General features: G+C 71.3%; 9 protein-coding genes. All 9 read right to left on the reverse strand.

Annotated features, from left to right (window positions below; all coding sequences use genetic code 11):
- The 9 genes from BM417_RS41180 to BM417_RS41220 are packed head-to-tail and all read right to left on the reverse strand — an operon-like array spanning position 1 to position 25,593.
- Entirely contained in the window at positions 1-207 is a 207-nt protein-coding gene (locus BM417_RS41180; RefSeq protein ID WP_093605560.1) for an MbtH family protein, read from the reverse strand.
- Positions 200-607, reverse strand: coding sequence for a hypothetical protein (locus BM417_RS41185; protein WP_143139030.1), 408 nt, complete (start codon positions 605-607; stop codon positions 200-202). The genes BM417_RS41180 and BM417_RS41185 overlap by 8 nt, the downstream gene beginning before the upstream one ends.
- Entirely contained in the window at positions 604-3,192 is a 2,589-nt protein-coding gene (locus tag BM417_RS41190) for a penicillin acylase family protein (protein ID WP_093605562.1), read from the reverse strand. The genes BM417_RS41185 and BM417_RS41190 overlap by 4 nt, the downstream gene beginning before the upstream one ends.
- Positions 3,189-4,793, reverse strand: coding sequence for a condensation domain-containing protein (locus tag BM417_RS41195; protein ID WP_093605563.1), 1,605 nt, complete (start codon positions 4,791-4,793; stop codon positions 3,189-3,191). The genes BM417_RS41190 and BM417_RS41195 overlap by 4 nt, the downstream gene beginning before the upstream one ends.
- On the reverse strand, positions 4,790-13,264 hold the full coding sequence (locus BM417_RS41200) for a non-ribosomal peptide synthetase (RefSeq protein ID WP_093605564.1): 8,475 nt from the start codon (positions 13,262-13,264) through the stop codon (positions 4,790-4,792). Before BM417_RS41200 ends, BM417_RS41195 begins: the two co-directional genes overlap by 4 nt.
- The gene (locus BM417_RS41205) at positions 13,261-18,252 is read right to left on the reverse strand and encodes a non-ribosomal peptide synthetase (RefSeq protein ID WP_093605565.1); all 4,992 of its coding nucleotides are present in this window, start codon (positions 18,250-18,252) and stop codon (positions 13,261-13,263) included. The genes BM417_RS41200 and BM417_RS41205 overlap by 4 nt, the downstream gene beginning before the upstream one ends.
- Complete coding sequence (locus BM417_RS41210; RefSeq protein WP_093605566.1) at positions 18,249-19,235, reverse strand: hypothetical protein; 987 nt, start codon at positions 19,233-19,235, stop codon at positions 18,249-18,251. Before BM417_RS41210 ends, BM417_RS41205 begins: the two co-directional genes overlap by 4 nt.
- Positions 19,232-22,243, reverse strand: a complete 3,012-nt coding sequence (locus BM417_RS41215) for a non-ribosomal peptide synthetase (protein WP_093605567.1) — start codon at positions 22,241-22,243, stop codon at positions 19,232-19,234. Before BM417_RS41215 ends, BM417_RS41210 begins: the two co-directional genes overlap by 4 nt.
- Entirely contained in the window at positions 22,240-25,593 is a 3,354-nt protein-coding gene (locus BM417_RS41220) for an amino acid adenylation domain-containing protein (RefSeq protein ID WP_093605568.1), read from the reverse strand. Before BM417_RS41220 ends, BM417_RS41215 begins: the two co-directional genes overlap by 4 nt.
- Between the last annotated feature and the right edge of the window lie 3 nt (positions 25,594-25,596).

Here is a 25,596-nt window from a genome sequence, read left to right on the forward strand (position 1 = left end):
TCACAGCCCCGCTTCCGCCATGTGCCTGCGCAAGCTGAGCGGACGCATGTCGGTCCAGACCTCGTCGATGTGCGCGAGGCAGGTCTGCTTGTCCCCGCTCACGCCGACCTCGCGCCATCCCTCCGGCACTTCGCGGCCGACGGGCCAGATCGAGTACTGCTCCTCGTCGTTGATCACGACTGTGTAGTGGTCGTCCTGCTCAGACATGCTGTGCCTCCACGGCTTCCACGGATTCGTCCTGCTCTGCGATAGCTTCTGGTTCGGAGCGGCGAAGTCGCCGCACCACGCCGCCGACCCAGCTCCCCGCCAACGCCAGCAACAGCGCGTACACCAGGGACACCCCAACCACGGCCCAGCCGAGGCCACGGGTGTTGAGCGCCATGGCGGCCACGAGATCGCCGACCGCGCTCATCCGCGTTCCCGCCTGTGCCACCATCGACGCGCCCCAGGCGACCGCTGTGCCCGCGAGCACCGCAAGGAGCACCCGCTTGCCCGCGAACCGGTACACCACCAGTGCGGCCACCAGAGCCGTCACCCACCACCAGCCCACCAGCAGGGCCGCCGCGTCCAGCGCCGCCACCGCGACGGCAACGATCACCACCCTCATGGCTGCAACCTCCATTCCGCGGTCGCCCGGACCGCGTTCTTCTCCAGCAGCGGCCAGAACTGGCCCTTCATCCACACCGGAACCCCGTTGGCGTACCAGGGGGACATCGGGTTCTCGCTCTGCCCGGCGGGAAAGATCGCGTTGGCCTCGCCGGTGCCCCAGTCCACGTTCAGCCGCCAGGTCGGCCCGGCGGTGGCCAGGTTGGACAGGGGGTTGCCGTTCTCGTCGTCCCTGGTGCCGACCGCGGTGTTGATCGTGCGCGGGTTGCCGCCCCACGGCATCGGACCCACGTCCAGCGCCGAGATGCCCAGCAGCGACGGGAACAGCACCTTCTGGTACTTGTCGTACCGCCAGCCCTTCAGGTCCGCGCCGAACTTGTCCACCGTCCGCTTCGCCGACTGGTGGAAGGCCTCGCGCAGCACCTGTGTGGTGGTGCGCTTGGTGCCGTCGGGCAGGCTGAAGTACTTGTTCTCCGGGTCGTGCTGGATCCAGCCGAGCACGGTGCCGCGCAACGTCTCCTGCGCCCACGCGCCGGCGTCCGGCCCCTTCGGCAGCAGGTACTGGCCCGGGTTCTGCTTGACGCCGTAGTGCTTCCACCACGGCTCGAACGTCACCCACGACACCCGGTTCTTGAAGGAGTCGAAGAAGGCGGGCGCGAGCGACTCCGGGGTCGCGTTGAAGTCCCAGCCGCGCAACAGGTCCACGACCTGCTGCTCCGAGCCCGACAGCTGCTCGCCGCGCAGTGCGTCCAGCAGCAACGGGACGAGCTGGCGGGCGTTGTTGTCGTGCCAATCGCTCTGCATCTCGGCGGTCTCGGCGAAGCTGAGCTTGCCCGCGGAGGTGATCCGGTCGATGATCTCGCCGTCGCGCCAGCCGTGCAGCACCCAGTTGTACGAGGTCGAGTACTGGTACGGGTAGTCGCCGGTGACCTCGCGCTGGTTGGCCGACACGATGTACCCCTCCGGCGGGTTGACCGACGACGGCAGCGCGTCGAACGGGATGGAGCCGGTGATCTCCGCGGTTCCGTCGCCGGGCAGCGGCAGTGTCGGTTCGTGCCCGTCGACCTGCGGCGCGACACCGGCGTTGAACATCGCGATGTCGCCGTGCCGGTCGGCGTAGGAGAAGTTCAGTGCGGGCGTGACCCAGTTGCGCAGACTGTCGCGGAACTCGCCGACGTTCTTGGCCCGCAACATGGTCAGGATGCTGCGCAGGTTGTCGTTGGGCAGGGTGCCCGCCCACCAGACGGCCGCCGTGACGCCCTCCATCTCCATCACCGGGCCGTGCGAGGTGAGCTTGACCGTGTGGTCCACATCGGACTGACCGCGCACGGCGATCTTCTCCCGCAGCAGCGTCATCGGTTGCCACGCGCCCTTGGAGAAGTACTCATCCGGCCGTCTCTGGTCGGTCTTCTCCAGGTAGTACAAGGTGGTCGGCCGTTGCGAGGCGGTGAGACCCCAGCTGAACTCGTCGGTCTTACCCAGCAGCGGCACCGGCAGGCCAGGCGTGGTGACCCCGCTGAAGTGGTAGCCGGGGCTGCTGCCCTCGACCTGGTACCAGATCGACGGCAGGCTGTGCGGCAGGTGCGGGTCGGCCGAGAGGATCGGTTTGCCGGACTCGGTGCGGCTGCCGGAGACGACCCAGCTGTTGCTGTGGCCCATGGCGCCCATGCCGCTGTCCGGCAACTGACCCAGCTTCGCCAGCAGGGGTGCGAGCTCAGCGCCCGCACCGAGTGCGACGGGATTCGCGGGCCTGGTCTGGCCGGCCGCAGTGGCCTTGGCCGCGCCGGCGGACGGGTCCGGGAACGACCGCTGCGGCAGCGGGGTCAGCGGCAGCTTCTGGAACGGCCCCTTGGCGTACGGGTGCTGCTCGTTCTCCGGCACGTCGGGGAACCACTCCTTGAAGGCGTCCCGCCCCATCGCCTTCTCCGCGTAGGAGAACAGCGGCGCCTGCGAGTCGAAGCTGATCTTCTGCCCGACGAGTCGCTGCACGGCCAGGGTGTCCACCGGTGTCCACTCAGCCGGCTCGTACCCGAGCACGGCGAACTGCGTGGGCAGCCGGTTGCCGCTGCGCAGTTCGCGCATCGCCGCGTTGACGCCGTCGCTGTAGGACTGCACGGTCGCCCGCGCCGGGTTGTCCCCGGTGAGCGAGGCCCAGTCGCGTTCGGCGGTCCTGCGCAGGCCGAGGTCGCGCTGGAACCGGTCGCTCTCCAGGGTCGCGGCGCCGATCACCTCCGACAGCGTGCCGCTGGCCTGTCTGCGGGTCAGGTCCATCTGCACCAGCCGGAAGCGGGCGTGCAGGTAGCCGATGACGCGGAACAGGTCCTGGTCGTCGCCGGTCTTGACGTGGGCGAGTCCGTTGTCCTCGAAGGACACCGTCGCCGGCTGCTTCAGGCCCGGCAACGTCAGGTCGCCCGACCGCGCGGTGCCGGCGTCGGCCGCCAGGCGCCACACGCCGGTGCCGGGGTTGAGCGCGCCGCCGAGGGCGGGCAGCGCGCCGAGGCCGGTGATCGACGGCACGAGCACGAGCAGCGCGAACACCAGTCCGCCCAGCACGTCCAGCACCCGCCGGATGGGAACACGTTTCATCGGTTCTGCTCGCTTTCGTGGTCAATGTCGTCATGGCCGTCCCTCAGCCGCTCCGCGAACCTCGCCGCGGTCGCCTCGCCGAACAGATCGGCCGGGCCGAGCCGCTGCCCGGTGTCCTCCTGGATCCGCACGAGCGCGGTCATCGCGGCCAGCGATGAGCCGCCGTGTTCGAAGAAGTCGTCCGTCACGCCGAGTCGCTCGTCCCCCAGCGCGTCGCGAAGATGGCCCAGCACCAACGCTTCGAGCGCGTCCCGCGGTTCGACGGCCGCGGCCGCCGGCGGACGTGGTCCCGGAGCGGTGATCCGATCGACCTCGGGAGCGGGCCGCGGTGGTCCGTCGAACAGCGGCCGGGTGTCGTCGGTGAGCCAGTCGAGCACCACGACGATCCGGTCCAGCAGGCCGGCCATCCCCGGCTCGTCGAAGACGTCCCGGTCGTACTCGAGATCGAGCAGCACCCCTCCTGGCCGTGAATGCACGTCGAGCGTGAGGTCGTACTTGGACACTCCCGGCTCTGGCTGCTCGCCGCTCACCTCGACCCCGGGCCACGTCACGTCGTGCCGGGGCGTGTCCTGGCCGTTGCACATCACCTGGAACAGCGGTGGGCGGACCGGGTCGCGTGCCGGGCGGAGGTGGTCGACCACGCGCTCGAACGGCACGTCCTGATGGGCGTAGGCGGCCAGGCAGACTCGGCGCGTCTCCGCGAGCAACTCCTCGGCCGACGACTTCACCGTGGACAGCCGCAGCGGGACCACGTCGATGAAGCAGCCGACGAGATCGGCCACCTCAGGGCGTTCCCGCCCGGAGATCGCCGTGCCGACGACCACCTCGTCCTGACCGGACAACCGCGTCAGGACGGTCGCATACGCGGCGAGCACGACCATGAACACGCTCACCCCGTGCCGCTGGGCCAGCTGTTCCACCCGTTCGGCCAACGCGTCCGGCACGGCCAGCCGCACCCGGTCGCCGTTCAGGGCCGGCTCGGCGGGACGCGGCCGCGCCGTCGGCAGTTCCAGCGTGGCGGGCGCGCCGACCAGCACGGCGGCCCAGTGGGCCAGGCCGGCGGCCAGGACGTCGCCGGACATCCGGTCCCGTTGCCACAGCGCGTAGTCCCCGTACTGGACGGGCAACTCCGGCAGGTCCGGCTCGCGTCCGTCGTGCAACGCCGTGTACGCCTCCGACAGCTCGCGGCCCAGCACGCCCAGCGACCACCCGTCGCACGCGATGTGGTGGATCACCATCAGCAGGATGTGCTCGTCCGGTGCAGACCGGACGAGGACCACCCGCAGCGGTGGCGCGGACCACAGGTCGAACGGTTCGCACAGCGCTTCGGCCCTGATCCGTTCCAGGTCGCCCTCGACCACACTCAGCGGCACCGTCCACTGCTCGGCAACCACCTGCACCTGGGCGTCCGGCTGGTAGCGCGTGCGCAACACCTCGTGCCGGTCGACCACCCGTTGCAGTGCCTCGCGCAGCAGGTCCACCCGCAGCTCGCCGGCCAGTCGCAGCACGATCGGGAGGTGGTACGCCCCGCCGGGGTTGAGCTGTTCCAAGTACCAGAACCGGTGCTGCTGGAAGGACAGCGGGAAGGTGTACTCGGTCATGGCGCCACCCGCCTGCGGGCCGCGCGGTCGACCGCGGTGATCGCGGCGGTCGGCGTGCCCTGTCCCAGAGCGGCCACCACACCCGCGACCGTCGGCGCGAGGAACACGTCCTTCACCGAGATGTCCTGTCCGGTGCGTTCCCGCACGCCCACCGCGATCCGCGGTATCTGCAGGGAGTGGCCGCCGAGCTCGAACAGGTCGTCGTGCAGGCCGATGTCGTCGACGCCGAGGATCTCGCACATCACCGCGGCGACCGCCTTCTCCAGTTCCGTGGCCGGTGGTTCCTGCACCCGGACAGCCGTGACTCCGGGCCGCGGCAGGTTCGATCGATCGAGCTTTCCGTTGGTGGCGCGGGGAATCCGGTCCATCGGTACGAACACCGAGGGCACCATGTGCGCGGGCAGGAGTTCACGCAGGTGGTCACGCAGCCGCTCCACCGCGTCCGTGACGACGTAGGCCACCAGCCTGGTCTGTCCAGGGCCGGGTGTGTCCGCGACGACCACGGCCTCGCGCACCGACGGATGCCGGCGCAACGCCGCCTCCACCTCGCCCGGCTCCACCCGGAACCCACGCACCTGCACCTGGAGATCCGCGCGTCCGATGAACTCCAGCTGGCCGTCGGCCGTCCACCGGGCGAGGTCACCGGTCCGGTACATCCGGCCGCCGGGCCGTCCGAACGGATCGGGCACGAACGCCGCCGCCGTGGCACCCGGCCGATTCAGGTAGCCGCGGGCGAGACCGCGGCCCGCGATGCACAGCTCACCGGCCACACCTGGGGGCACGAGCCGCAGGCCGTCCAGCACGTACACCGTCGTGTCCGGATCCGGCACACCGATCGGCACCGCCTCGACGGGATCTCCGGTAGCGCGCCACAACGTGGAGTTGACCGTGGCTTCCGTTGGCCCGTAGGCGTTGAACAGCGTCCTGCCAGGGCCGTGGCGTCCGACCACCTCGGCGGGCACCGTTTCCGAGCCGGTCAGCACCGTCACGCCGGCGGGGAGCTCGCAGCCCTCCGGCAACACCGCGAGCAACGAGGGCGGCAACGCCACGTGCGTGATCTCGTTGTGGGCCAGGAAGTCCGTCAGGGTCCGGTCCGGCAGGCGGACCTCGCTCGGCGCGATCACCAGCGTGCCTCCAACCAGCAGCGACATGCACAGCTCCCAGAACGCCACGTCGAAGCTGATCGAGGCGAACTGGACCACGCGGCTGTCCGCGGAGACGCCACAGCGTCCGGTCGCGGTGGCGACGAGTCCCTGCACGCCGGTGTGGGTCACCGCGACGCCCTTCGGTACGCCGGTAGAACCGGACGTGTAGATCACGTACGCCAGCGAGGTAGCGGAGGATCGGCGGTCCGGCGGGTGGTCCGGGTAGCCGGTGGTGCCGAGGTCGTCCGGCCGGAGGACGAACACCGGTGCCGCGTCGGTGATCATGAGATCCAGGCGGTGCGCCGGATGGGCCGGGTCCAGCGGCAGGTAGCCCGCGCCGGACTTGAGCACGGCCACCATCGCGACGACCATCTCCAGCGACCGCGGCAGCGCGATCCCGACGAGCCTGTCCGGGCCCGCGCCGTAGCCGATCAGCTTGTGCGCCAACCTGTTCGCCGCCGAGTCCAGCTGGGCGTAGGTCAGCGTCGTGTCACCGAACACGACCGCCGGGTGGTCCGGCCGCACGGTGGCCCGCGCCTCGAAGAGATCCGCGAAGCAGGCGTCCGGCAACTCGCACGCGGTGTCGTTCCATCCGCCCAGCATCCGGTCGCGTTCGTCGTGAGCCAGCACCTCGACGCGGCTGATCGGGAGGTCAGGATCGGCGGCGACCTGACGCAGGACCTCGTGCAGTCGTGCGCCGAGACCGACGACGGTCGCCCGGTCGAACCGCTCGGTCGCGTAGACGATCGCGGCCTGCCCGGTGTGGTCGAGCGCGAACGCGAGGTCGGCCTTCGCAGACGACTCCGGCACGGGGTGCGACCGTGCGGACAGCCCCGGCAGAGCGGGTGAGGCCGCGGCCTCACCGCGGTAGGCGACGTACACGCCGAACAGCGGATGCGCACCCGGCGAACGGACCGGGTTCAGTGCTTCGACGAGCCGGTCGAACGGCAGGTCGGCGTGTTCGAACGCGGCGAGGTCCGCGTCGCGGACGCTCGCCAGCAGCGTCGCGAAACCGGGGTCGCCGGAGACGTCGGTGCGCAGCACGATCGCGTTGAGGAAGAGCCCCACCAGATCGTCCAGCCCGGCGTGGCCGCGTGTGTCCGCCGGCGTGCCGAGCGGGATGTCCGCGCCCGCGCCCATCCGGTGCAGCAGCACCGCCACCGCCGCCTGCCACACCATGAACGGTGTCGCGCTGTGTCTTGCCGCGAGGTCCAGCAGCGCGGTGTGCAGATCGGCACCGAGTCCGAAGTGGACGGTGTTGCCCCGGTGTGCCGGCCTGGCCGGACCGGGCCGTTCACCGGGCAGCCGCAACCGCGCGGGCAGGTCCGCGAGCCGTTCGCGCCAGAACGGCAGTGAGTCCTCGTGCTGCCGCCGCTGCCAGGCCGCGTAGTCGGCGTACTGGACGGGCAGTGGTGCCCAGCCGGGCGCCTCTCCCCGGCTGCGGGCCGCGTACGCGGTGGTGAGGTCGGTGAGGAACGGCCGCATCGACGACTCGTCGCCGGCGATGTGGTGCAGCACGATCAGCAGCACGTGGTCCTGCTCGTGCAGCCGGAACAGCCAGGCACGCAAGGGGCTGCCGGTGGTGAGGTCGAACGCGTGCGCGGCGGCGGTGGCGACCCGTGCGTCCAGCTCGGCCTCGGTCACTTCCGCCACCGTGAGCACGTCCGCCGGCTCGTGCACGACCGGCCGTGGCACACCGCCTTGCTCGGGGAAGACCGTGCGCAGCACCTCGTGCCGTGTCTGGAGGTCGGTGAACGCGGCGGCCAACGCCGTCACGTCGAGCACTCCGCTCAGACGCAACGCAAACGGCATGTTGTAGACGGGGTTCGGGCCGTCGAGACGATGCAGGAACCACAACCGCTCCTGCGCGGAGGAGAGCTCGGCGCGAGTGGACGGTTCGATCGGCGACGCGACCGCCTCCGGTGCGAGCCTGGTCGCCAGCTCGGCGATGGTCGGGTGCTCGAACACCTCGCGCAACGCGACCCGGTGGCCCAGGCGGGTCACCATCCGGATGGCCAGCATCGAGTGACCACCCAGGTCGAAGAACGAGTCGAAGATCGAGACGTCCTCCGGGCGCAGGTCCAGCACGTCCGCCCAGATCCGCTGGAGGGTCTGCTCGGCGGGCGACCGCGGGGCCGCCCTGGGAGCGCTCATTACGGTCCCGGCCGGATCGGGCAGCCGGGCACGGTCGACCTTGCCGTTGGGGGTGTGCGGAACACGTGCCAGTTCGACGAACACCGACGGAACCATGTACTCGGGCAGAGAATCCCGCAGGTGTGCTCGCAGCTCCTCGGCCGCGGCCGCGCCGACGACGTAGGCGACCAGCCGGTCGTCCCGCGCCACCACCACAGCCTCGGTCACCTCCGGGTGATCGGTCAGCCGGGCCTCGACCTCACCGGGTTCGATCCGGTGACCGCGGATCTTCACCTGGGCGTCGCGCCTTCCCTCGAACCGCAGCACACCGTCCTGGGTGAACCGGGCGAGGTCGCCGGTGCGGTACATCCGTTGCCCGGCCGCGAAGGGCGAGGGCACGAACCGTTCCGCCGTCAGCCCAGGCCGGCGGTGATAGCCGTGCGCGACACCGGTGCCGCCCAGGCACACCTCGCCGAGCGCACCGACCGGAACCGGCCGCAACGCGTCGTCGAGGATCGCCAGGTCGGTGTTGGCGATCGGCCTGCCGAGGCCGATCGCGTCCGGGTCGGTGACGGTGTCCACCGTGGACCAGATCGTCGTCTCGGTCGGCCCGTACTGGTTGCCCACCGCGAGTCCGGCGGCGAGCAACGCCCTGGCCACGTCCGCGGGCAGTGCCTCACCACCGCACCACGCGCGCAGGCCGGCGGGCAGCCGGGCGCCGGAGTCGAGCAGCATCCGCCACGTCGACGGGGTGGCCTGCACGACGGTCGCCCGCCGGCGCGTGATGAGACCGGCCAGCGCGACCGGGTCCGCCGCCTGGTCCGCCGACGCCACCACCAGCCGGGCGCCGGCCAGCAGTGGCCCGAACAGCTCCAGCACCGAGATGTCGAACGACAGCGTGGTCACCGCGACCACGGTGTCGCCGGGGGTGAGCCGCCATGTCCCGGTCATGGAGTCGAGCAGGTTGAGCACCGCGTCGTGCGGCACGAGAACGCCCTTGGGCCGACCGGTCGAACCGGACGTGTACATCACGTACGCGCGGTCGTTCCCGGTCACCTCCGGCAACGCGCACGCCGCGCCGGTCAGATCATCGGTCCGGTGCAGGACGAGCTTGGCGCCGGAGTCGGCCACCATGGCGCGCAACCGTGCGTCGGGGAACGCGGGATCGAGCGGCAGGTAGGCCGCGCCGGCCAGCCACACGCCCAGCAGCGCCTCCACGGCGTGTGCGGAGCGGGGCAGCAGCACGCCGACGACGTCGCCCCTGCGCACGCCTTTCGCCACGAGCGAGGTCGCGATCTCGTCGGCACGCCGCAGGATCTGGCTCGCGGACAGGTCGGCGTCGTCATCCGAGACGACCGCGCGCAGGTCGACGGCTCCGGCCACCGAACCGCGCCGCACCGGCGCGGTCACGCCACGGCCGAGGTGCCGCAGCCAGCGCCGCTCGCCGTCCGACATGACCTCCACCTCGGACACCGGGGTGTCCCCGGCGAGGCCGGCGAGCCGCTCGAGAACGGTGCCGAGCCGTTCCACGAGACGTTCCACCCCGAGTTCGGAGAACACGTCGAGGTTGAACTCGACGTGGCCGCCGATCTCTTCCGGCTGGTCGCGCAACCAGAACGTGAGGTCGTGCTGGGCGGTGCCGTTGTCGACACGGATCGGCGTCGCCGCCACCCCTGGGAACTCGGGAGCCGGCACCGGACCGCTCTCCAGCGCCAGCATCACCTGGAACACCGGTGTCCTGGACAGGTCGCGCTCCGGCCTGAGGCGCTCGACCAGCCGCTCGAACGGAAGACCCTGGTGCGCGTAGGCGTCGAGGCACGTGTCCCGGACCCGTCGCAGCACCTCGCTCACCGACGGGTCGCCGCTCAGGTCCAGCCGCAGCGGTGCCACGTCGATGAAGCAGCCGATGAGGTGCTCGACCTCGGGACGCTCCCTGCCCGCGATCGGCGTGCCGATCACCAGGTCGTCCTGGCCGGAGCAGCGACGCAGCACGATCGCCAGGCCCGTGAGCAGCACCATGAACGACGTGACGTCGTGCGCGGCGGCGACTCGGCGCACGGCGGCGGTGGCGTCGGACTCGAGGCCGATCGGCAGCGTGCCACCACGTCCCCGGAACACGGCCGGCCGCGGTTTGTCGGCGGGCAGGTCGAGGACGAGTGAAGCGCCGTCCAGACGACGTTCCCAGTGGCGAGCCAGATCGTCGTGCGGCAGCTCGCGCTGCCAACGGGCGAAGTCGCCGTATCCGATGGGGAGTTCGGGCAGTTCGACCGGGCGGTTCTCCCGGATCGCGCCGTAGGCCGCGGACAGCTCGCCTGCCAGGACGCCGACCGACCAGCCGTCGCACGCGATGTGGTGAACGGTGAGCAGGAGAACGTGGTCGGTGTTCGTCAGCCGCACGACGAGTGCGCGCAACGGGTGCTCGGTCGTGAGGTCGAACGGCGTGCGGGCGGCCTCTTCGAGCAGTCCCAGCGCGTCCTCCTCGAACTGGGCGTCCACCACGGACAGCACCGGGTCGGCCTTCGCGGACACCCGCAGGACTCCGTCGTCCACCAGCGAACGGAGTGGCTCGTGCCGGTCCACCACGACGACGAGCGCCCGGCGCAAAGCCGTGAGGTCGAGGTCGCCCTCCAGCCGGACGGCCAGTGGCACGGTGAACCGCGCCGACCCGGGGTCGTACCGCTGGGTGAACCACAGGCGCTGCTGTGCGAACGACAGGGGTGACTCCGCACTCTCACCGCGCCGCAACGGGATCCGTTCCTGGGTCTCCTCGACCGCCCGCGCGGTACCCGCCACGGTCGGGTGCCCGAACACGGCCGCCACTCCCACGTCGCGGTGCAGCTCACGGGACAGTCGCGCGGCAAGCCGGATGGCCAGCAGCGAGTGGCCGCCCAGCGCGAAGAAGTCATCGGTCCTGGCGATTACCGCGGGATCGACTCCCAGCACCTCCGCCCAGCACCGGGCGACCAGTTCCTCCAGTGCGCCAGCGGGCGGTTGACGGTCAGGTGGCGGGACGAGCCGGCTGGTGTCCGGCTGTCCGTCATGGGTGCGTGGGATGGCATCGACGGTGACGAACGCGTCCGGTGCGTGGCCGCCGAGGCGGGCACGCAGGTCGTCGTGGTCCGCGGTGGTGACCAGGTAGGCGACGGTGGCACCGTCAAGGTGCACGACGGCCGCGTCGGTGATCCCGTCCTGCTCGCGCAACCACCGCTCCAGCGAGACGAGCTCGATCGCACCGTTCGCGTGGGCGACGGCCTGCAGACCCGTGCGCAACAAGCGGGTGCGGGTACCGGGTACGAGCCGTTCCGCGGTGAGACGTGGCAGGTCTGCGAAACCGACTCCGTCCAGCGCGACGCACAGCTCCCCCGGCCAACCGGTGGGCAGCTGCCGGAGCCGGGCGTCGAGCACTCGGGTGTCGCCGTCGTGCCACCACGGCCGGTCACCCGGCTCAACCTCCTGGTGGGACGACAGGGTGCGCCACAACTCGACCACGGCGTCCGCGGAACCCACGGGCGCGACGCGTCCGGACGGCGCACCGGCGGCCAGCCGAGCCAGGTCGCCTTGGCTCACCACAACGCCTGGCGGAACCACCGCGGCGGGCAGCCGCGGGTGAGGTGCCGGCAGCACGCCGCCGGGATCGGCCGAGCTGTCGGCGCTGATCCGCGGCACACCGGAGAACCCGGCCATCGACGTGGAACCCGCCGTGACGACCAGGCACGGGTCGTGCTCGGCCACCGCGGTCCAGACGCGGTCGGCGGGGTCGTCCGGGTTCAGCACGAGGTGATGTCCACCCGCGCGCACGACAGCCAGGCAAGCCACGGCGAGGTCCGTCCCGGCGGGGGCGAACACCGCGACCGGGCGGCTCGCCAGCGTGACGTCGTCGCAATGGCTGCGGATCGTGCGCGCCAGCCGGTCCGCGCGGTGGGTCAGGTCGCCGCGCGGAACCAGCGACCGGATGCCGACCTTCCGTGGGAACCTGGCCAGTTCGACGTCTTCGATCGGCCTCAACGGATCGGCGATCATCGCGCGCATCGCGGTGACGACCCCGGTGACGACGTCGGCGTCGAGCATCGCCGTGTCGTGGACACAGGTCAGCCCGCGCGCGTTGACGTCCAGGGTGAGCGCGAACTTGGCCGCCCTCGCCTCGACCGGCAGCACCTCGGCGTCGGCGCCGGAGAGCCGTCCCACCGGGAGGTCCGGTGTGATCGTCAGCAGGAGATCGAACAGCCGCGGCCGCTGCACCACCGCGGCGTGCGTGATCGCCGAGCGGACCGCGTCGCCCGCGACGCCCACGAGATCGTGGAATGTCGTCGTGCGGTCCCACCGCAGACGCACGGGAAGCGTCGTCACCAGGAATCCGACCGTGTTCTGGGTTTCGGGTGTCCCGCGGCCGGCGAACGGCGTCCCGATCACCACGTCGGTCCGGCCGGTCAGGCGTCCCCACGCGGCGGCCGCGGCAGCGAGCCACGCCGCGTACTCGGTGGCGTCCTTCACGATCCCCCGCACGTCCGGCGCGCGGTGGTGCGACGTCCGGCAGCCGGGCTCACCCGAGATCAACGGCAACGGCGGCCGTGTCCATCCGGCCAGCAGATCCGCCCAGTACGCGTCGTCCTGGCCACCGGCCGCGACCTCGCGCAGAGCCAGGTCCACCGGATGCGCCGCCGGCATGGCCGGTGCTCCCGCCAACTCGGCGAACAACACCGACACCGCAACGCCGTCGGCCACGATGTGATGGACCACGAGCAGCAGCAGGTGGTCCCGCGGTCCCAGCCGCCACAACACGGACCTGAACAACGGGCCGGAACGCAACAAGAACGGCTCGAGTGCGGCCGCGCGTGCCTCGGCGATCACCTCGTCGGGCGGACGGCCTGCCGAGTCCACAACGGACAGGTGGTGCTCCTGCGCCGCGGCCACCCGTTGCAGCGGCCGGCCGTCGACGGCGACGAACGTGGTCCGCAACGACTCGTGCCGATCCACCAGATCCTGCAACGTCTGCGAGAGCCGGGCCACGTCGAGCTCGCCGCGCAACCGCAGCAGCGCGGGCATGTGGTAGGCGCTGTCGCCGGGACGGACCTGGTCGTGCAGCCACAGGCCACGCTGCGCCGCCGTGGCCGGGAAGAGCCCCTCCCGTTCGCCGGGAGGCGCGCTCATCCTGGCCAGCAGCGCACGCTGGGCCTCGGTCAGCGTCGTGGTCACGGCCGATCCCCCTCAAGCTGCTCGAGCACGTCCACCGGCAACGCCGCGACATGGCTGAGCAGGACCTCACTCAGGTCGATGCCCGCGGGTGCGGGGGCGGCCTGGTTCGCCAGCACAGCACCGAGTTCGGCCACTGTGGGGTGTTCGAGGACGTGCCTCAGCTCGACCGCCAGGTCCAGCCGCGCCGCCACCTCGGCCGACACCCGTGCCGCGAGCAGCGAGTGGCCGCCCAGGTGGAAGAAGTTGTCCGTGCGGCCGACCAGCGGCAGGCCGAGCAGTTCCGCGTAGATCTCGGCGATGGCGGACTCGAGCTCACCGACCGGCGGAACGTGTTCGGCGGCCACCGGCCGGGGCAACCCGCCCCGGTCGATCTTGCCGTTCACGGTCATCGGCCACTCGGTCACCAGCACGAGCTGTGCGGGCACCATCGGTCCTGGCAGCAGGGAACGCAGGTGGCGCTGGAGATCTTCCGTCGTGAGCTCCGCGCCGGGGCCAACCTGGGCGTAGCCGACGAGCGTGGTCGCGGGTGCGGCACCCTCGGCGAGGACCAGCGCCGTGTGCACGTCCGGGTGAGTCGCCAGCGCGGCCTCCACCTCCCGTGGTTCGACGCGCATGCCGCGCACCTTGACCTGGGAGTCGGCGCGGCCGAGGAAAACCAGCTGCCCGTCCGGCCGGTAGTAGGCGCGGTCACCGGTGCGGTAGAGCCGTTGTCCCGGCGCGAACGGCGACGGGACGAACCGTTCGGCCGTCGGTCCCGGCCGGCTGTGGTAGCCGCGGGCCACCCCGTGGCCGCCGATGTGGATCTCACCCACCGCGCCGGTGGGCACGAGGTTCCCCGAGGCGTCCAGCAGGTGGATCGGGCCGTTGGTCACGGAGAACCCGAGCGGCGTGATGCCCTCCTCGGCATCCGAGGGGTCGAGGTGGTGGAACGTGGCCCACACGGTGGTCTCGGTCGGCCCGTATCCGTTGATCACCAACGGCACGTGCTCGGCGATCCTCCGCAGCAACGGCCGCGGGATCGGTTCGACCCCGACCAGCAACGCGCGCAGCGCGGTCTCGCCGGGGTGTGCGGCCAGCCAGTCGGCCGCGGCGGGCAGCAGGTGCGGTGGCAGGTAGGCGCTGACGATCTGGTGGTCGGCGAGCCAGCTCATCACCGCGCCGGCGTCGTTGCGTGTCTCCGCCGGGCAGACGTGCACGGTCGCACCAGAGGTCAGCGCGGTGAAGATCTCGTGCACGGACACGTCGAACCCTGGGCTGGTCCACCAGCCGCACGCGTCACCAGGTCCCACGGGCACGCGGGCGCGGTAGTCGGCGACCAGGTTGAGCACACCCCGATGTCCACATGCGACACCTTTGGGAGTGCCGGTCGAGCCGGACGTGTAGATGAGGTGTGCCAGCCGATCCGGGTGCGTGGGGCCGGCCGGTGCCTCGGCGTCCGCCGAGACTTCTTCGACGAGCACCACCCTGCCGCGCACCAGTTCCCGGCGATCACGGGCCAGCGCGGCGTTCGTCACCAGCACGGGTGGCGCGGCGTCGGCCAGGATCGCGGCCAGCCGAGGTGCCGGCTGGTCGACGTCGAGCGGCAGGTACGGCGAGCCGATCCGGTGGGCTGCCAGCATCGCCACGACCAGGTCGCGTCCTCGCGGCAGCAGCACGGCGACCGGTGCTTCGCCGGGCACCTCGCCCAGTGCCGCGGCAATCCCCGCGGAGCGATCGGCCAGCTCGGCGTAGGTCAGCGAGCCTTCCTCGTCGACGACGGCGACCGCGTCCGGGTGTGCGGTACACATCGCCAGCACGGCTTCCGGTACCGATCGCGCGCCTTCGACCGGTGCGGTGGTGTTCCAGCCCAGCAAGGTCCGTCGCTCGGCCGCGGACAGCATCACGACCTCGTGCGGGCGCACCGATGGCGCGGTCACGACCGTGTCGAGCAGGTTCGCCCAGTGCGTCGCGAACGCCGTCACGTCGGACTCGGTCAGCGCCTCGCTGTCGTAGGTCAGCGAGCACATCAGCCCGGTCTCGGTCGCGACGATCTCCACGGTCAGCTCGAAGGGCGCGGTGCGCTGGGTGACGAACCGGGTCCTCGCCGTCAACCCACCGAGCTCGCCTTCGTCCGCCAGCAACGACAGCGCGTGCCCACCGGGAACCTGCTGTTGCAGCAACAGCACGCGGATCAGGTCCGCCCCCCGCTCGGCGGGCACGAGATTCTCCACGATCCGCTGGTACGGATACTCCTGGTGGGCCTGCACCGCGGCGACGCGGGTGCTCATCGCCGCCAGGTGCGCGGTGAAGTCCGCGCCGGGGTCGATCTCGCACACCAGAGGCAGCGGGTTGACGAAGTAGCCGACCGCGGTCGCGGACTCGGGGTCGAGCCTGCCGGGTGCGGGAACCCCCAGCACGAACCGGTGTTCGGAGCTGTAGCGGTACAACGTCCACGCGAAGCTCGTCGCCAGCACCGAGTACGGCGTCACGCCGGTCTTCGCGGCGAGCTGACGCACCGACGTCAGGACCTCCGGCGACAGCCGCATCCGGTGCCGTGCGGTCGGGGCGGCGGCACGGCGGTGCGGGCGAGCCTGCGGCAGTGCCGCGGAGGGTGGTAGCGCGGCCAGCTCGGTGCGCCAGAACTCCGTGAGCTCACGGCCGCGGTCCCCGGCGAGCAGCGCCTCCTGCCGGGCCGCACAGCGCGCGGGATCCCCCGGATCTGTCCACTGTGGAGTTCTGCCGGCCGAGAGCTCGCGGTAGGCCTCGCCGAACTCGCGCGCCAGCACGTCCAGCGACCACACGTCGCACGCCATGTGATGCGTGCAGAGCACGATCACGTCGTCGAGCCCGTCGGCGCGGATCAACGTCGCACGCCACAGAGAGCCGCCGGCGGGGTCGATGCCCTCGGCCGCGTGCTCGGCGACAACAGCCTCGAAGTCCTCCGGTGAGCTGTCCACCACCCGCAGCGCCAGCGGTTTCGGGCACGGTTCGCGCCGGGGGACGCCTGCCACGTCCGGGAAGTAGGTGCGCAGGGCGGAATGCCGTTCGGCGAGGAAGTCGATCGTGCGGGTGGCGATGTCCTGGTCGATCCCGCCGACGATCTCCAGCCCGATCGCCAGCACGTAGTGGTCCGGATCGCCGGACATCCTGCTGGCCAGCCACAGGCCGCGTTCGCCGTCGCTGAGCAGTGTGCAGTCGCCGGACGCGGCCTCGGCGGTCCGGGCGGGCCTGGCCTCCGTCGCGAGGCGGCGCGGGCTCGCTCCGGCGAGCAGGCCGGCGAGGGGCAGCTCGAGACCGAGTTCACGCAGGACGGCCTGGCGCAGCTCGACGGCGCGCAGGGAGTCGAGTCCCGCCGCGGTCAACGAGGCGTCCGCGTCCACCGACGGTGTCTCCAGCACCACCGCCGCCAGCTCGGAGATCCGCACCGCACGCGGGTCCGCAAGCTTGTCCACGGTGGACTTGACGAGGCCGATGGGCGACAACTCGCCGTCCCGGTGCAGGCGGGCGCACTCCGCGCGGCGGATCTTGCCGCTCGGCGTCTTGGGAATCGTGCCGCGTGCCACGAGCAGGACGTGCTCGGCGCGCACGCCGAAGGTGGCGATCAGCGTCGACTGGACCGCCGCCGTCACACCATCGGCCGTGCCGGTCAGCTCCGCGAGAACCGCCAGTTCCCCGTCCACCTCGAACGCGGCGACCGCGCCGGGTCGGATCGCGGCGTGACAGCCGGTGAGCGCGTGCTCGACGTCCTCGGCGAGCAGGTTGCGGCCGCGCACGATCACAACGTCCTTGAGCCGGCCGGAGACGAACAGCTCGCCGTCGGCCAGGTAGCCGAGGTCGCCGGTGCGCAGGCCGTCGGGCGTGAACGTCTCGGCGGACAACGCTTCGTCGCCCCAGTACCCGCGGGCCACGCTCGGGCCGCGCACCCAGATCTCGCCGACCTCGCCGTCCGGCAGCGTCGTCCCCTCCGCGGAACGGATCTCCAGTTCGTGACCGGCGATCGCGGTGCCGCAGGAGACCATGCCGTCCCGCGTCCGGTACCCGGTCAGCCGCACACCGCCCGCGGCGATCAAGGTGCTCTCGGCGAGGCCGTAACACGGGTAGAACGCCTCGCGCCGGAACCCGTGCGGCCCGAAAGCCTCGGCGAACCGCTCCAGTGTCGCCGGCCGGATGGGCTCGGCACCGCAGAACGCGACCTCCCAGCTCGACAGGTCCAGTCCTGCGCGCTGCCCGGGTGCGATCTTGCGCACGCACAGGTCGAACGCGAAGTTCGGGCCGCCGCTGGCGGTGCCGCGATGTTCGCTGATCGCCGCCAGCCACGCGCGCGGATCGGCCAGGAAGTCCAACGGGGACATCAGGTGCACCGGGAACCCGCTCCGCACGGGCTGCAGGATGCCGCCGATCAGGCCCATGTCGTGATACGGCGGCAGCCAGATGACGCCGACGCTGTCGGTCGTCGTGCCGAACAGGGTCTGGATCGCCTCGGAGTTGTGCAGCAGGTTGGCGTGCGTGACCACGGTGCCCTTGGGCGTGCTGGTCGATCCTGAGGTGTACTGCAGGAACGCGATCTCGCCGGGCGTGGGCGTGGTGATGCCCTCCTCGCCCGGTCCGGCCTCGGCCGACAGCCACGCGACCGGCTCGGCGAACCCGTGCCGGGCCAGGCTTTCCCGTGCCGCCCCTGCCAGTGCCGGCAGGGTGAGCACCGCGGCCGGACGGGCATCGCGCAGCACCGACACGAGGCGGGGAATCTGCCGTTCGTCGAGCGGCGGGTAGGTCGGGACGGCGATCACTCCGGCGTACAGGCAGCCGAAGAACGCCGCCACGTACTCCAGACCGGGTGGCAGCAACAGCACGGCACGATCACCGGGCCGGGTGACCTCGGCCAGCCGGGCGGCCACCACCGCCGCCCGCTCGTGCAGGCCGCCGTAGTCGAGTGCCTCGTCGTTGAACGTCATGGCCGGCCGGGAGGGTGTGTCGTGCGCTCGCTCCCACAGCACGTGCGCGAAGTTCATGGTCGCCCCACGATCTTGGTTCGGGCCAGCTTGAGCGCATGCAGGACCTCCACGGCGGGTAGTGCGCTGGTGCGCAGGCTCACGCCGGTGTCACCGCCGAAGCGCGCGCAGACGTACTTGTGCGACTCGTAGACCGCACCCAGTGCACGGACGAACGCGGCATGGTCGGCGACCAGGTCGGCGGGCAGCTGCCGCAGCATCGGCCGCACCTCCGCGAACAGCCGCACCAGGTAGTGGTGGTCCGGCGAGAGCAGACCGCTGAACCCCGCCGAGACGAACGGCGGTTCCATGGTCGGCCGGACCGCCTGGTGATACTGGTTAGCGCCGAACTCGGCGGTGAACACGAAAGCGGCGCTCGAGGCGTCCAGCAGCCTGGTGGCCAGTCTCAGCGCCCGCCTGGCGGCCGGGAGGTCGTCCTCGCCCAGCGCGGTGGCGAACGACTGGAGTGCCACGATCAGGCACTGGGTCACGACGAAGAACACGTGGTGACCGACCCGCCAGCGCCGTTCCGGGTCGAGGTGCCAGCGCAGCAGCGGCGGGCGGACCGCCACCGGGAGGTCCGCCTCCTCACCCGCGCAGCGCACGATCATGTTCTGCAGCACCGACACCAGTACGGACCACCGGGCCCAGCTCATCCTGGTGCCGCTGGCCAGTCCCTCCTCCAGCAGGGACCGGTAGGCCACCAGCAGGGAGCGGGCGAACACACCGTCGGTGTCGACGTCCACCCGCTCCACGCCGAAGTGGTCGTCGAACTCGCGCAGGCGGTGGTCGTAGGTGTAGGGCACACCGGAGTCCACGCGTTCGGCCAGCGCGACCGCACCACTGCGGGCGGGCAGCGTGCGCAGCCGGTCCAGCAGGTCCGCACCGGACACACCGGCGGCCAGCCGCCGAGCCAGCCGCAACGGCGCCGGCGCGTCGCCCGCCAGGCTCAGCTGGTCCTCTCGGCGCGGCAGGCTGGTCGGATGCAACAGGATGAGCGTCATCGAGCGACCTCTGACGTCCCGGGCATCTCGGTCTTGTCCCGCAGCCGGGCGCGCTGCACGTCAGGCGTCGGCAGGAACCCGATGTCAACCATGTAGGAGAAGCACTTGTGCGCCAGCTCGGCCGTCATCAGCGGACACTCCACCCCGATGTCCCGCAACGCTTCCAAGGTGTTGGCGCACTCCGCGTACAGGTCCGTCTCCGCGAGCACCTCACGGGTGAAGGCGGGCAGCACCGACGTGGACCGCTCCTCGAACAGCAAGGGCAGCAACGGGAACAGCGGGTTGTCCGGACCCAGCGTGACCAGGTGCTGCACCGCGGTCTCCAGCGGAACGATCTCGAAGTCGTAGCCGAACGACCGCACCCAGCCGTAGACCTCCACCAGCGGTACGGGGTTCTGGTTCCACAGGTGGAAGTTCCGACCGAAGGACTTGTCCTGCAACGAGATGTGCGCGATCGCCTCGGCCGCGTAGTCGATCGGGATGGCGTCGAACAGGTAGTCCATCGACGGCACCACGCCGAACTCCAGCAGGCCCTTGATCTGCAGCAGCAGGTAGTCGCTCGTCTGGGTCGCGCCGGTCTCGGTGTGGCTGATCATCATGCCTGGCCGGTACAGCACGACCGGAATGCCGCGGTCGCGGCCGATGCGCACGAGGTGATCGCCTGCCCACTTGCTCCGCGAATAGGCCTCGGGCACCTCCGCCGGCACCAGTTCCTCGTCCTCCATGTACGGCCGGTTCAGTCCGGTGTGAAGGAACGTGTCGATGCTGGAGATGTAGTGCACCGCCTTGCGCCGCCCGGTGACCGCCAGCCGCAGCACGTCGACGACCGAGTCCACGTTCGCCGGCTTCAGCGCGCTGTACGGGTACACGAAGTTGACCAGCGCGCCGACGTGGTAGATCGAGTCGATCATCTCGCCGAGCTTCGCGAAACCGTCCTCCCCCAAGCCGAGCAGGGGTTCGGCGAGATCGCCGACGACGGCCACGATCCGGTCCTCGTACGCGTCGTCCCAGATGAGGTACTGGCTCATCACGTCGCGAATGCGCTCCTTGCCCGCGGCCACCGACTCGGCACGCACCAGGCACCACACCGTGGCGTCGGTGCGGTCCACGAGCTCCTTGACCAGGAACGCACCGAGGTAGCCGGTCGCGCCGGTCAGCAGCACGTGCGACGGAGCGGTCCAGGACCCGTCGGGCAGGCCGGCGGCGGGCCGGATCGACTCGTCGAGCACGGTCTCGACCAGGACCTCTGCCAGGTCACCGGTCTGCTGGGCGGCCGCGCTGCGCTTGGCGGCCTCCACCATCCTGGTCACCCCGGCCACGTGCGGCACCTCGAACAGCTGGTGCATCGGGACGCTGACGCCGAACCGGCTCCACAGCGCGAGCGCCAGCCGGGCCAGGTGCAGCGAGTTGGCGCCCAGTTCGAAGAACGGTTCCAGCACACCGGCCGACTCGACGCCCAGCATCTCGCTCACGAGCTCGGCGACCTCGGTCTCCAGCGCGGTCATCTCCCGGCCGGTGCCACCCGAGCGCGGTGGTTCGGGCAGCTGGGCCCGGTCGATCTTGCCCGCGACGTTGCGGGGCAACACGTCCAGCACGACCAGGGCGCTCGGCACCATGTGCGCCGGGACGATCTCGGCCAGGTGAGCGCGCAGTTCGCCCGCGTCCACCTCGCCCGCGACCCACGCCACCAGGTTGCGGCTCTCGCCCACCTCGCGCACGTCCGCGACGGCCTCGGCCACAGCGGGGTGCGTGGTGAGCGCGTGCTCGACCTCGGCCAGCTCGATGCGGTAGCCGCGCACCTTGACCTGGTGGTCGACCCGCCCGCAGTACTCGAGCTGGCCGTCGGGCAGCAGCCGGGCGCGGTCGCCGGTGCGGTACATGCGTCCGCCCACCGCCCAGGGATCCGGCAGGAACCGCTCGCCGGTCAGCCCAGGGCGGTTGTGGTAACCGCGCGCCACGTTCACGCCACCGATGGACAGCTCGCCGACCTCCCCGGCGGAGACCGGCTGCCCGGCCTCGTCGAGCAGATGCACACCGGAGCCGGGGATCGGCAGACCGATCGGCACGGCGTCCGCCGCCGGATCCAGCAGGGCCGTGGTCGCCCACACGGTGAGCTCGGTCGGGCCGTAGTTGTTGATCAGCTGACAGTCGGGCAGCATCCCGTAGTGCCGGTCCACCAACGACTTCGGGCACGCCTCACCGCCGACGATCACGCAGCGCAGGCTGCCGAGCGGACCGGCGTCGTCGGCGTGGATCAGCGAGTACAGCGACGGCGTGCAGTCGAGATGGGTGACCTGGTGCTTCGCGATCAGGTCGCGCAGCTTGCGCGGGTCGCGGTGTTCCTCCGGCGAGGGCAGGACGACCTGTCCTCCCGTCGCCAGCGTCCAGTACAGCCCGACCGCGCTGGCGTCGAAGGAGAACGAGATCGGCATCAGGAAGCAGGCCGGCGGCTGACGGCCGAAGTCGTGGTGCGCCAAGGTAGTGTGCGCGATCTGGTGGTGGGCCACCGTGACGCCCTTGGGTTCGCCGGTCGAGCCGGACGTGTAGATCACGTACGCCGCGTTGTCCGGCCGCACGCCCGAGTCGCGGCGTCCGGCCGGCCGGCCCACCAGGTGCTCGGCGTCGGACAGGACGGTCGTCCACTCGCCCTCCGGTGCCGCACCGCGCAGGACCTCCGGCGTGATCAGCACGGACGCACCGGAGTCGGTCATCAGGTAGTGGAACCGGCGCGGCGGATTCGCCGGGTCGATCGGCACGTACACGCCCCCCGCCTTGAGCACCGCGAGCAGGGCCACGACGGTCTCCGCGCAGCGTTCGGCGATGACCGCGACCTTGGTCTCGACCCCGACGCCGGCCTCGCGCAGCCGGTCCGCCAGCCGGTTCGCCCACGCGTCCAGCTCCGCGTAGGTCAGATCCGCACCGAGATGGGTGACGGCACACGCCTGCGGGGTGCGATCGGCCTGCTGCTCGACCAAGCGGTGCAGCAGCCGGGCATCGGTGTCGCTCATAGCGGGATCACTCCAGTCGAATCCGTTCGCCGGGCCGTGTCGCCGAATGCTGGTGCAGCGGCGCACATTCCCCGCACAACAGGCGGGAGGAAGCCGGTGCGCACGAGGTGGTCCAGCACGCGCGAGCCGTGTGCGGCGTCCATCGGCGGGCAACTGAGACCGGCGCCGGCCAGCGCGGCCTCGGTGTTGGTGCGATCCACCCGGTAGGCGCCTCCCGCACGGGGATCGACGAAGTCCTCACGCAGCAGCAGGGGAATCACCGGGAACAGCGCGTTGTCCGGACCGACGCCGGCGAGCGCGGCACGCCAGCGGGCGTCGTCCACCACTTCGAACGGGTAGCCCGCTTCCTCGATCCACCGCCAGACTTCCCTCAACGGCACTGATTCCGGGTTGTTCAGGTGGAACACCCGGCCGAACGAGCCGGTCTGCCGCGACAGGTGCGCGACCGCCCGGCTGACGTGGTCCACCGGCATGAAGTTGAGTGTCAGGTCGTGGTCCGGCCCGATTCCGAGCTGCACACAGCCCTTCACCAGCACACACGAGTAGTCGGCCGGGTTCGCCACACCGGTACTGCTGTGCCCGAGCATGGCGCCCGGCCGGTAGCGGACGACCGGCAGGCCGCGCGCACCGGCCGCGGCGACGAGTTGTTCCGCCACCCACTTGCTCTGGTCGTAGCCGCCGACGACCTCCGACGGCGCGATCACGGTGTCCTCGCGCACGTCGCGCTCCGTGCCGTGCAGCAACACGTCCAATGTGGACATGTGGTGCACCGCCTTCGACCTGGTCCGGCAGGCCAGGCGCAGGATCTCCTTGGTGCCCAGCACGTTCACCCGTCGCAGCGCCGAGTACGGGAAGACGAAGTTGACCTGCGCGCCGCAGTGGTAGATCACGTCGACCTGGCGGGCGAGGCGCTCGTAGCTCTCCGGTGAGATCCCGAGTCCCGGCTGGTCCAGACTCCCCGGCACGACCACGATCCGGTCGCGGAACGACTCCTCCCAGATCTGGTAGTCCCGCAGGCAGTCCTCCAGCCGCTTCCGGGCGGCGGTCTCGTCCTCGGCCCGGACGAGGCAGTGCACGGTGGCGTCGCCGGCAACCAGGAGTTCGGCGAGCAGGAAGGCGCCGAGGTAGCCGGTCGCGCCGGTGAACAGGATGTGACGCGGGTGCAGGACGTCCGCCGGCGGAATCCCGGCCGGGGTGATGTCCTCGTCGAGCACGGCGTCCCGTTCCAGCTCGGTCTTCGCGCCAGGCGGGGGCAACGCGGCCCGGTCGACCTTTCCGTTGCGGGTCAACGGGAGTCTCGGCATCTCGACGTAGTGCGCCGGCACCATGTACGAGGGCAGCGTGCGTCCCAGGAACTCCGCGACGTCCCGCGGAGGCGGTCCGTCCGGCACGAAGTAGGCCACCAGTCGGCGATCGCCCGGCACGTCCTCGCGGGCCAGCACCGCCGCCGCGCTGATTCCGGGGTGCCGCACCAGGGTCATCTCGATCTCGCCCGGTTCGATCCGGTGGCCGCGCACCTTGACCTGATCGTCGCCGCGTCCCAGGTACTCCAGGACACCGTCGGGGCGGTATCGGACGAGGTCGCCCGTGCGGTAGAGGCGCTCGCCGGGCGCACCGGGGTCCGGGACGAACCGCTCGCCGGTCAGCCCAGGCCGACCCAGATAGCCGCGGGCCACCCCGGCTCCGCCGACGAACAGCTCACCGGCCACGCCGATCGGCACCGGCCGCATCCCGTCGTCCAGGACGTGCAGCCTGGTGTTGTCGATCGGCCTGCCGATGGGGATCGGGCCGGGCGGCGCGTCACCGGCGGTCACCTCGTGCACACAGCAGCCGACAACCGTCTCCGTCGGCCCGTACTCGTTGACCACCACCGTGCCCGGCGCGTGCTCGGTCCACGCCCTCAGCGCCTGACCGGACAGCGCCTCACCGCCGACCACGAGCCGCCTGGTCGCCTCCGCCATCTCCGCGGGTGTCAGCAGCGCCCCGAGCAGGTCCAGGTGTGCCGGCGTGAGCTTGACCAGACTCTGCCCGCCGGTGCGGAGCACCTGCGCCAGACCGGTCACGTCCGCGTCGGTCAGCACGACGGTGCGGCCGGCGACCAGGGCGGGGAACAACGAGGTGACGGTGAGGTCGAAACCGATCGACGAGTGCAATGGCGACCCGGTGCCTTGGTCGAGCCCGTAGGCCGCACGCGCCCAGGCGACATAGCCGGCGAAGCCGCCGTGGGTCACCCCGACGCCCTTCGGCAGGCCGGTGGACCCGGACGTGTGCAGGACGTAGGCCAGGTTGTCCAGGTGGACCCGCACCTCCGGCCGGGTCGCGGGAAAGCGGTCGAGGTCCATGGTCAGCAGGGTCTTCCTCGGCAGCACCGGGACCCGGCCCGCGAGATCGGGCGACGTGACGAGCTGACGGGCCCCGCCGTCGGCGACCAGGAACGCGAGCCGCCCCTGCGGATGGCCTGGATCGAGCGGCAGGTAGGCGGCGCCCGCCTTGAGCACGCCGAGCAGCGCGACCGGCAGGTCGAGGCCACGCTCCAGGCACACCGCCACCCTGTCCTCGACGCGCACTCCCCTGGCCCGCAACGCGTTCGCCAGCCGGTTGGCGCGCTCGTCCAGTTCGCGGAAGCTCAGCTCGTCGTCGTGGAACCGGACGGCGACCGCGTCCGGGTGCTCCCGCGCCGCTGTTTCCACCAGTTCGTGCACGGGTGGCGAGGCGGGCGCGACCGGACCGGCCGACCAGGCGCGGAGCTGGTCGATCTCCCCGGATGGCAGCAGTTCGCCGGTGGTGACGAACGAACGCAGGCGGGCCAGCCACCGTTCCGCGTCGGCATGCTCGACCCTGACCTGCCCGCCACGCAGGCGGACGACAGGATCGTCAGCCGAGACGACCGGGACGACGCGCGTCAGCACGTGTCCTGCGAAGTCCACTGTGGATGGCGAGTGGTCTTCGACGAGCAGGCCGCCGAACGCCGCCACGGCCTCTTCCGTGACACCGTCCAGTTCGACCCACTCGGTGGCTTCGCCGCTGCCGGTCGGCGCCGGCCCGGTCGCGGGCAACTCCGCACCGGGCAATGGATGGCACTCGAGCAGTGGATGGATCACCACCCGCAGCACGCCGTCTGCGAGCGAGACGCGGAACAGCGGCGGGTTCGCGGGATCGAGCGGCGACTCGTCGTTGATCGTCACCGAGACGCGGCGAGCGACCAGCCGCACCGCGGCACCGTCCAGTTCTCGGAAGTACGCGCGCAACTCCACGCGCCGTGCAGTCTCGGCGGTGAGCGCCTGTTCGAGCACGGCCACGTCCGGGTTCCCGCTCACCAGGAACTCGTCGACGATCAGGTTGGGGGACATCTG

It is taken from the genome of Lentzea waywayandensis (genome assembly GCF_900115955.1).
Classification (GTDB): domain Bacteria; phylum Actinomycetota; class Actinomycetes; order Mycobacteriales; family Pseudonocardiaceae; genus Lentzea; species Lentzea waywayandensis.

Excerpts from the sequence above, each read along its gene's own strand:
- BM417_RS41215 (WP_093605567.1), bottom strand. The coding sequence starts at position 22,243 with ATGAGCGACACCGATGCCCGGCTGCTGCACCGCTTGGTCGAGCAGCAG.
- BM417_RS41220 (WP_093605568.1), bottom strand. The coding sequence starts at position 25,593 with ATGTCCCCCAACCTGATCGTCGACGAGTTCCTGGTGAGCGGGAACCCG.
- BM417_RS41185 (WP_143139030.1), bottom strand. The coding sequence starts at position 607 with ATGAGGGTGGTGATCGTTGCCGTCGCGGTGGCGGCGCTGGACGCGGCG.
- BM417_RS41190 (WP_093605562.1), bottom strand. The coding sequence starts at position 3,192 with ATGAAACGTGTTCCCATCCGGCGGGTGCTGGACGTGCTGGGCGGACTG.
- BM417_RS41195 (WP_093605563.1), bottom strand. The coding sequence starts at position 4,793 with ATGACCGAGTACACCTTCCCGCTGTCCTTCCAGCAGCACCGGTTCTGG.
- BM417_RS41180 (WP_093605560.1), bottom strand. The coding sequence starts at position 207 with ATGTCTGAGCAGGACGACCACTACACAGTCGTGATCAACGACGAGGAG.
- BM417_RS41205 (WP_093605565.1), bottom strand. The coding sequence starts at position 18,252 with ATGAACTTCGCGCACGTGCTGTGGGAGCGAGCGCACGACACACCCTCC.
- BM417_RS41210 (WP_093605566.1), bottom strand. The coding sequence starts at position 19,235 with ATGACGCTCATCCTGTTGCATCCGACCAGCCTGCCGCGCCGAGAGGAC.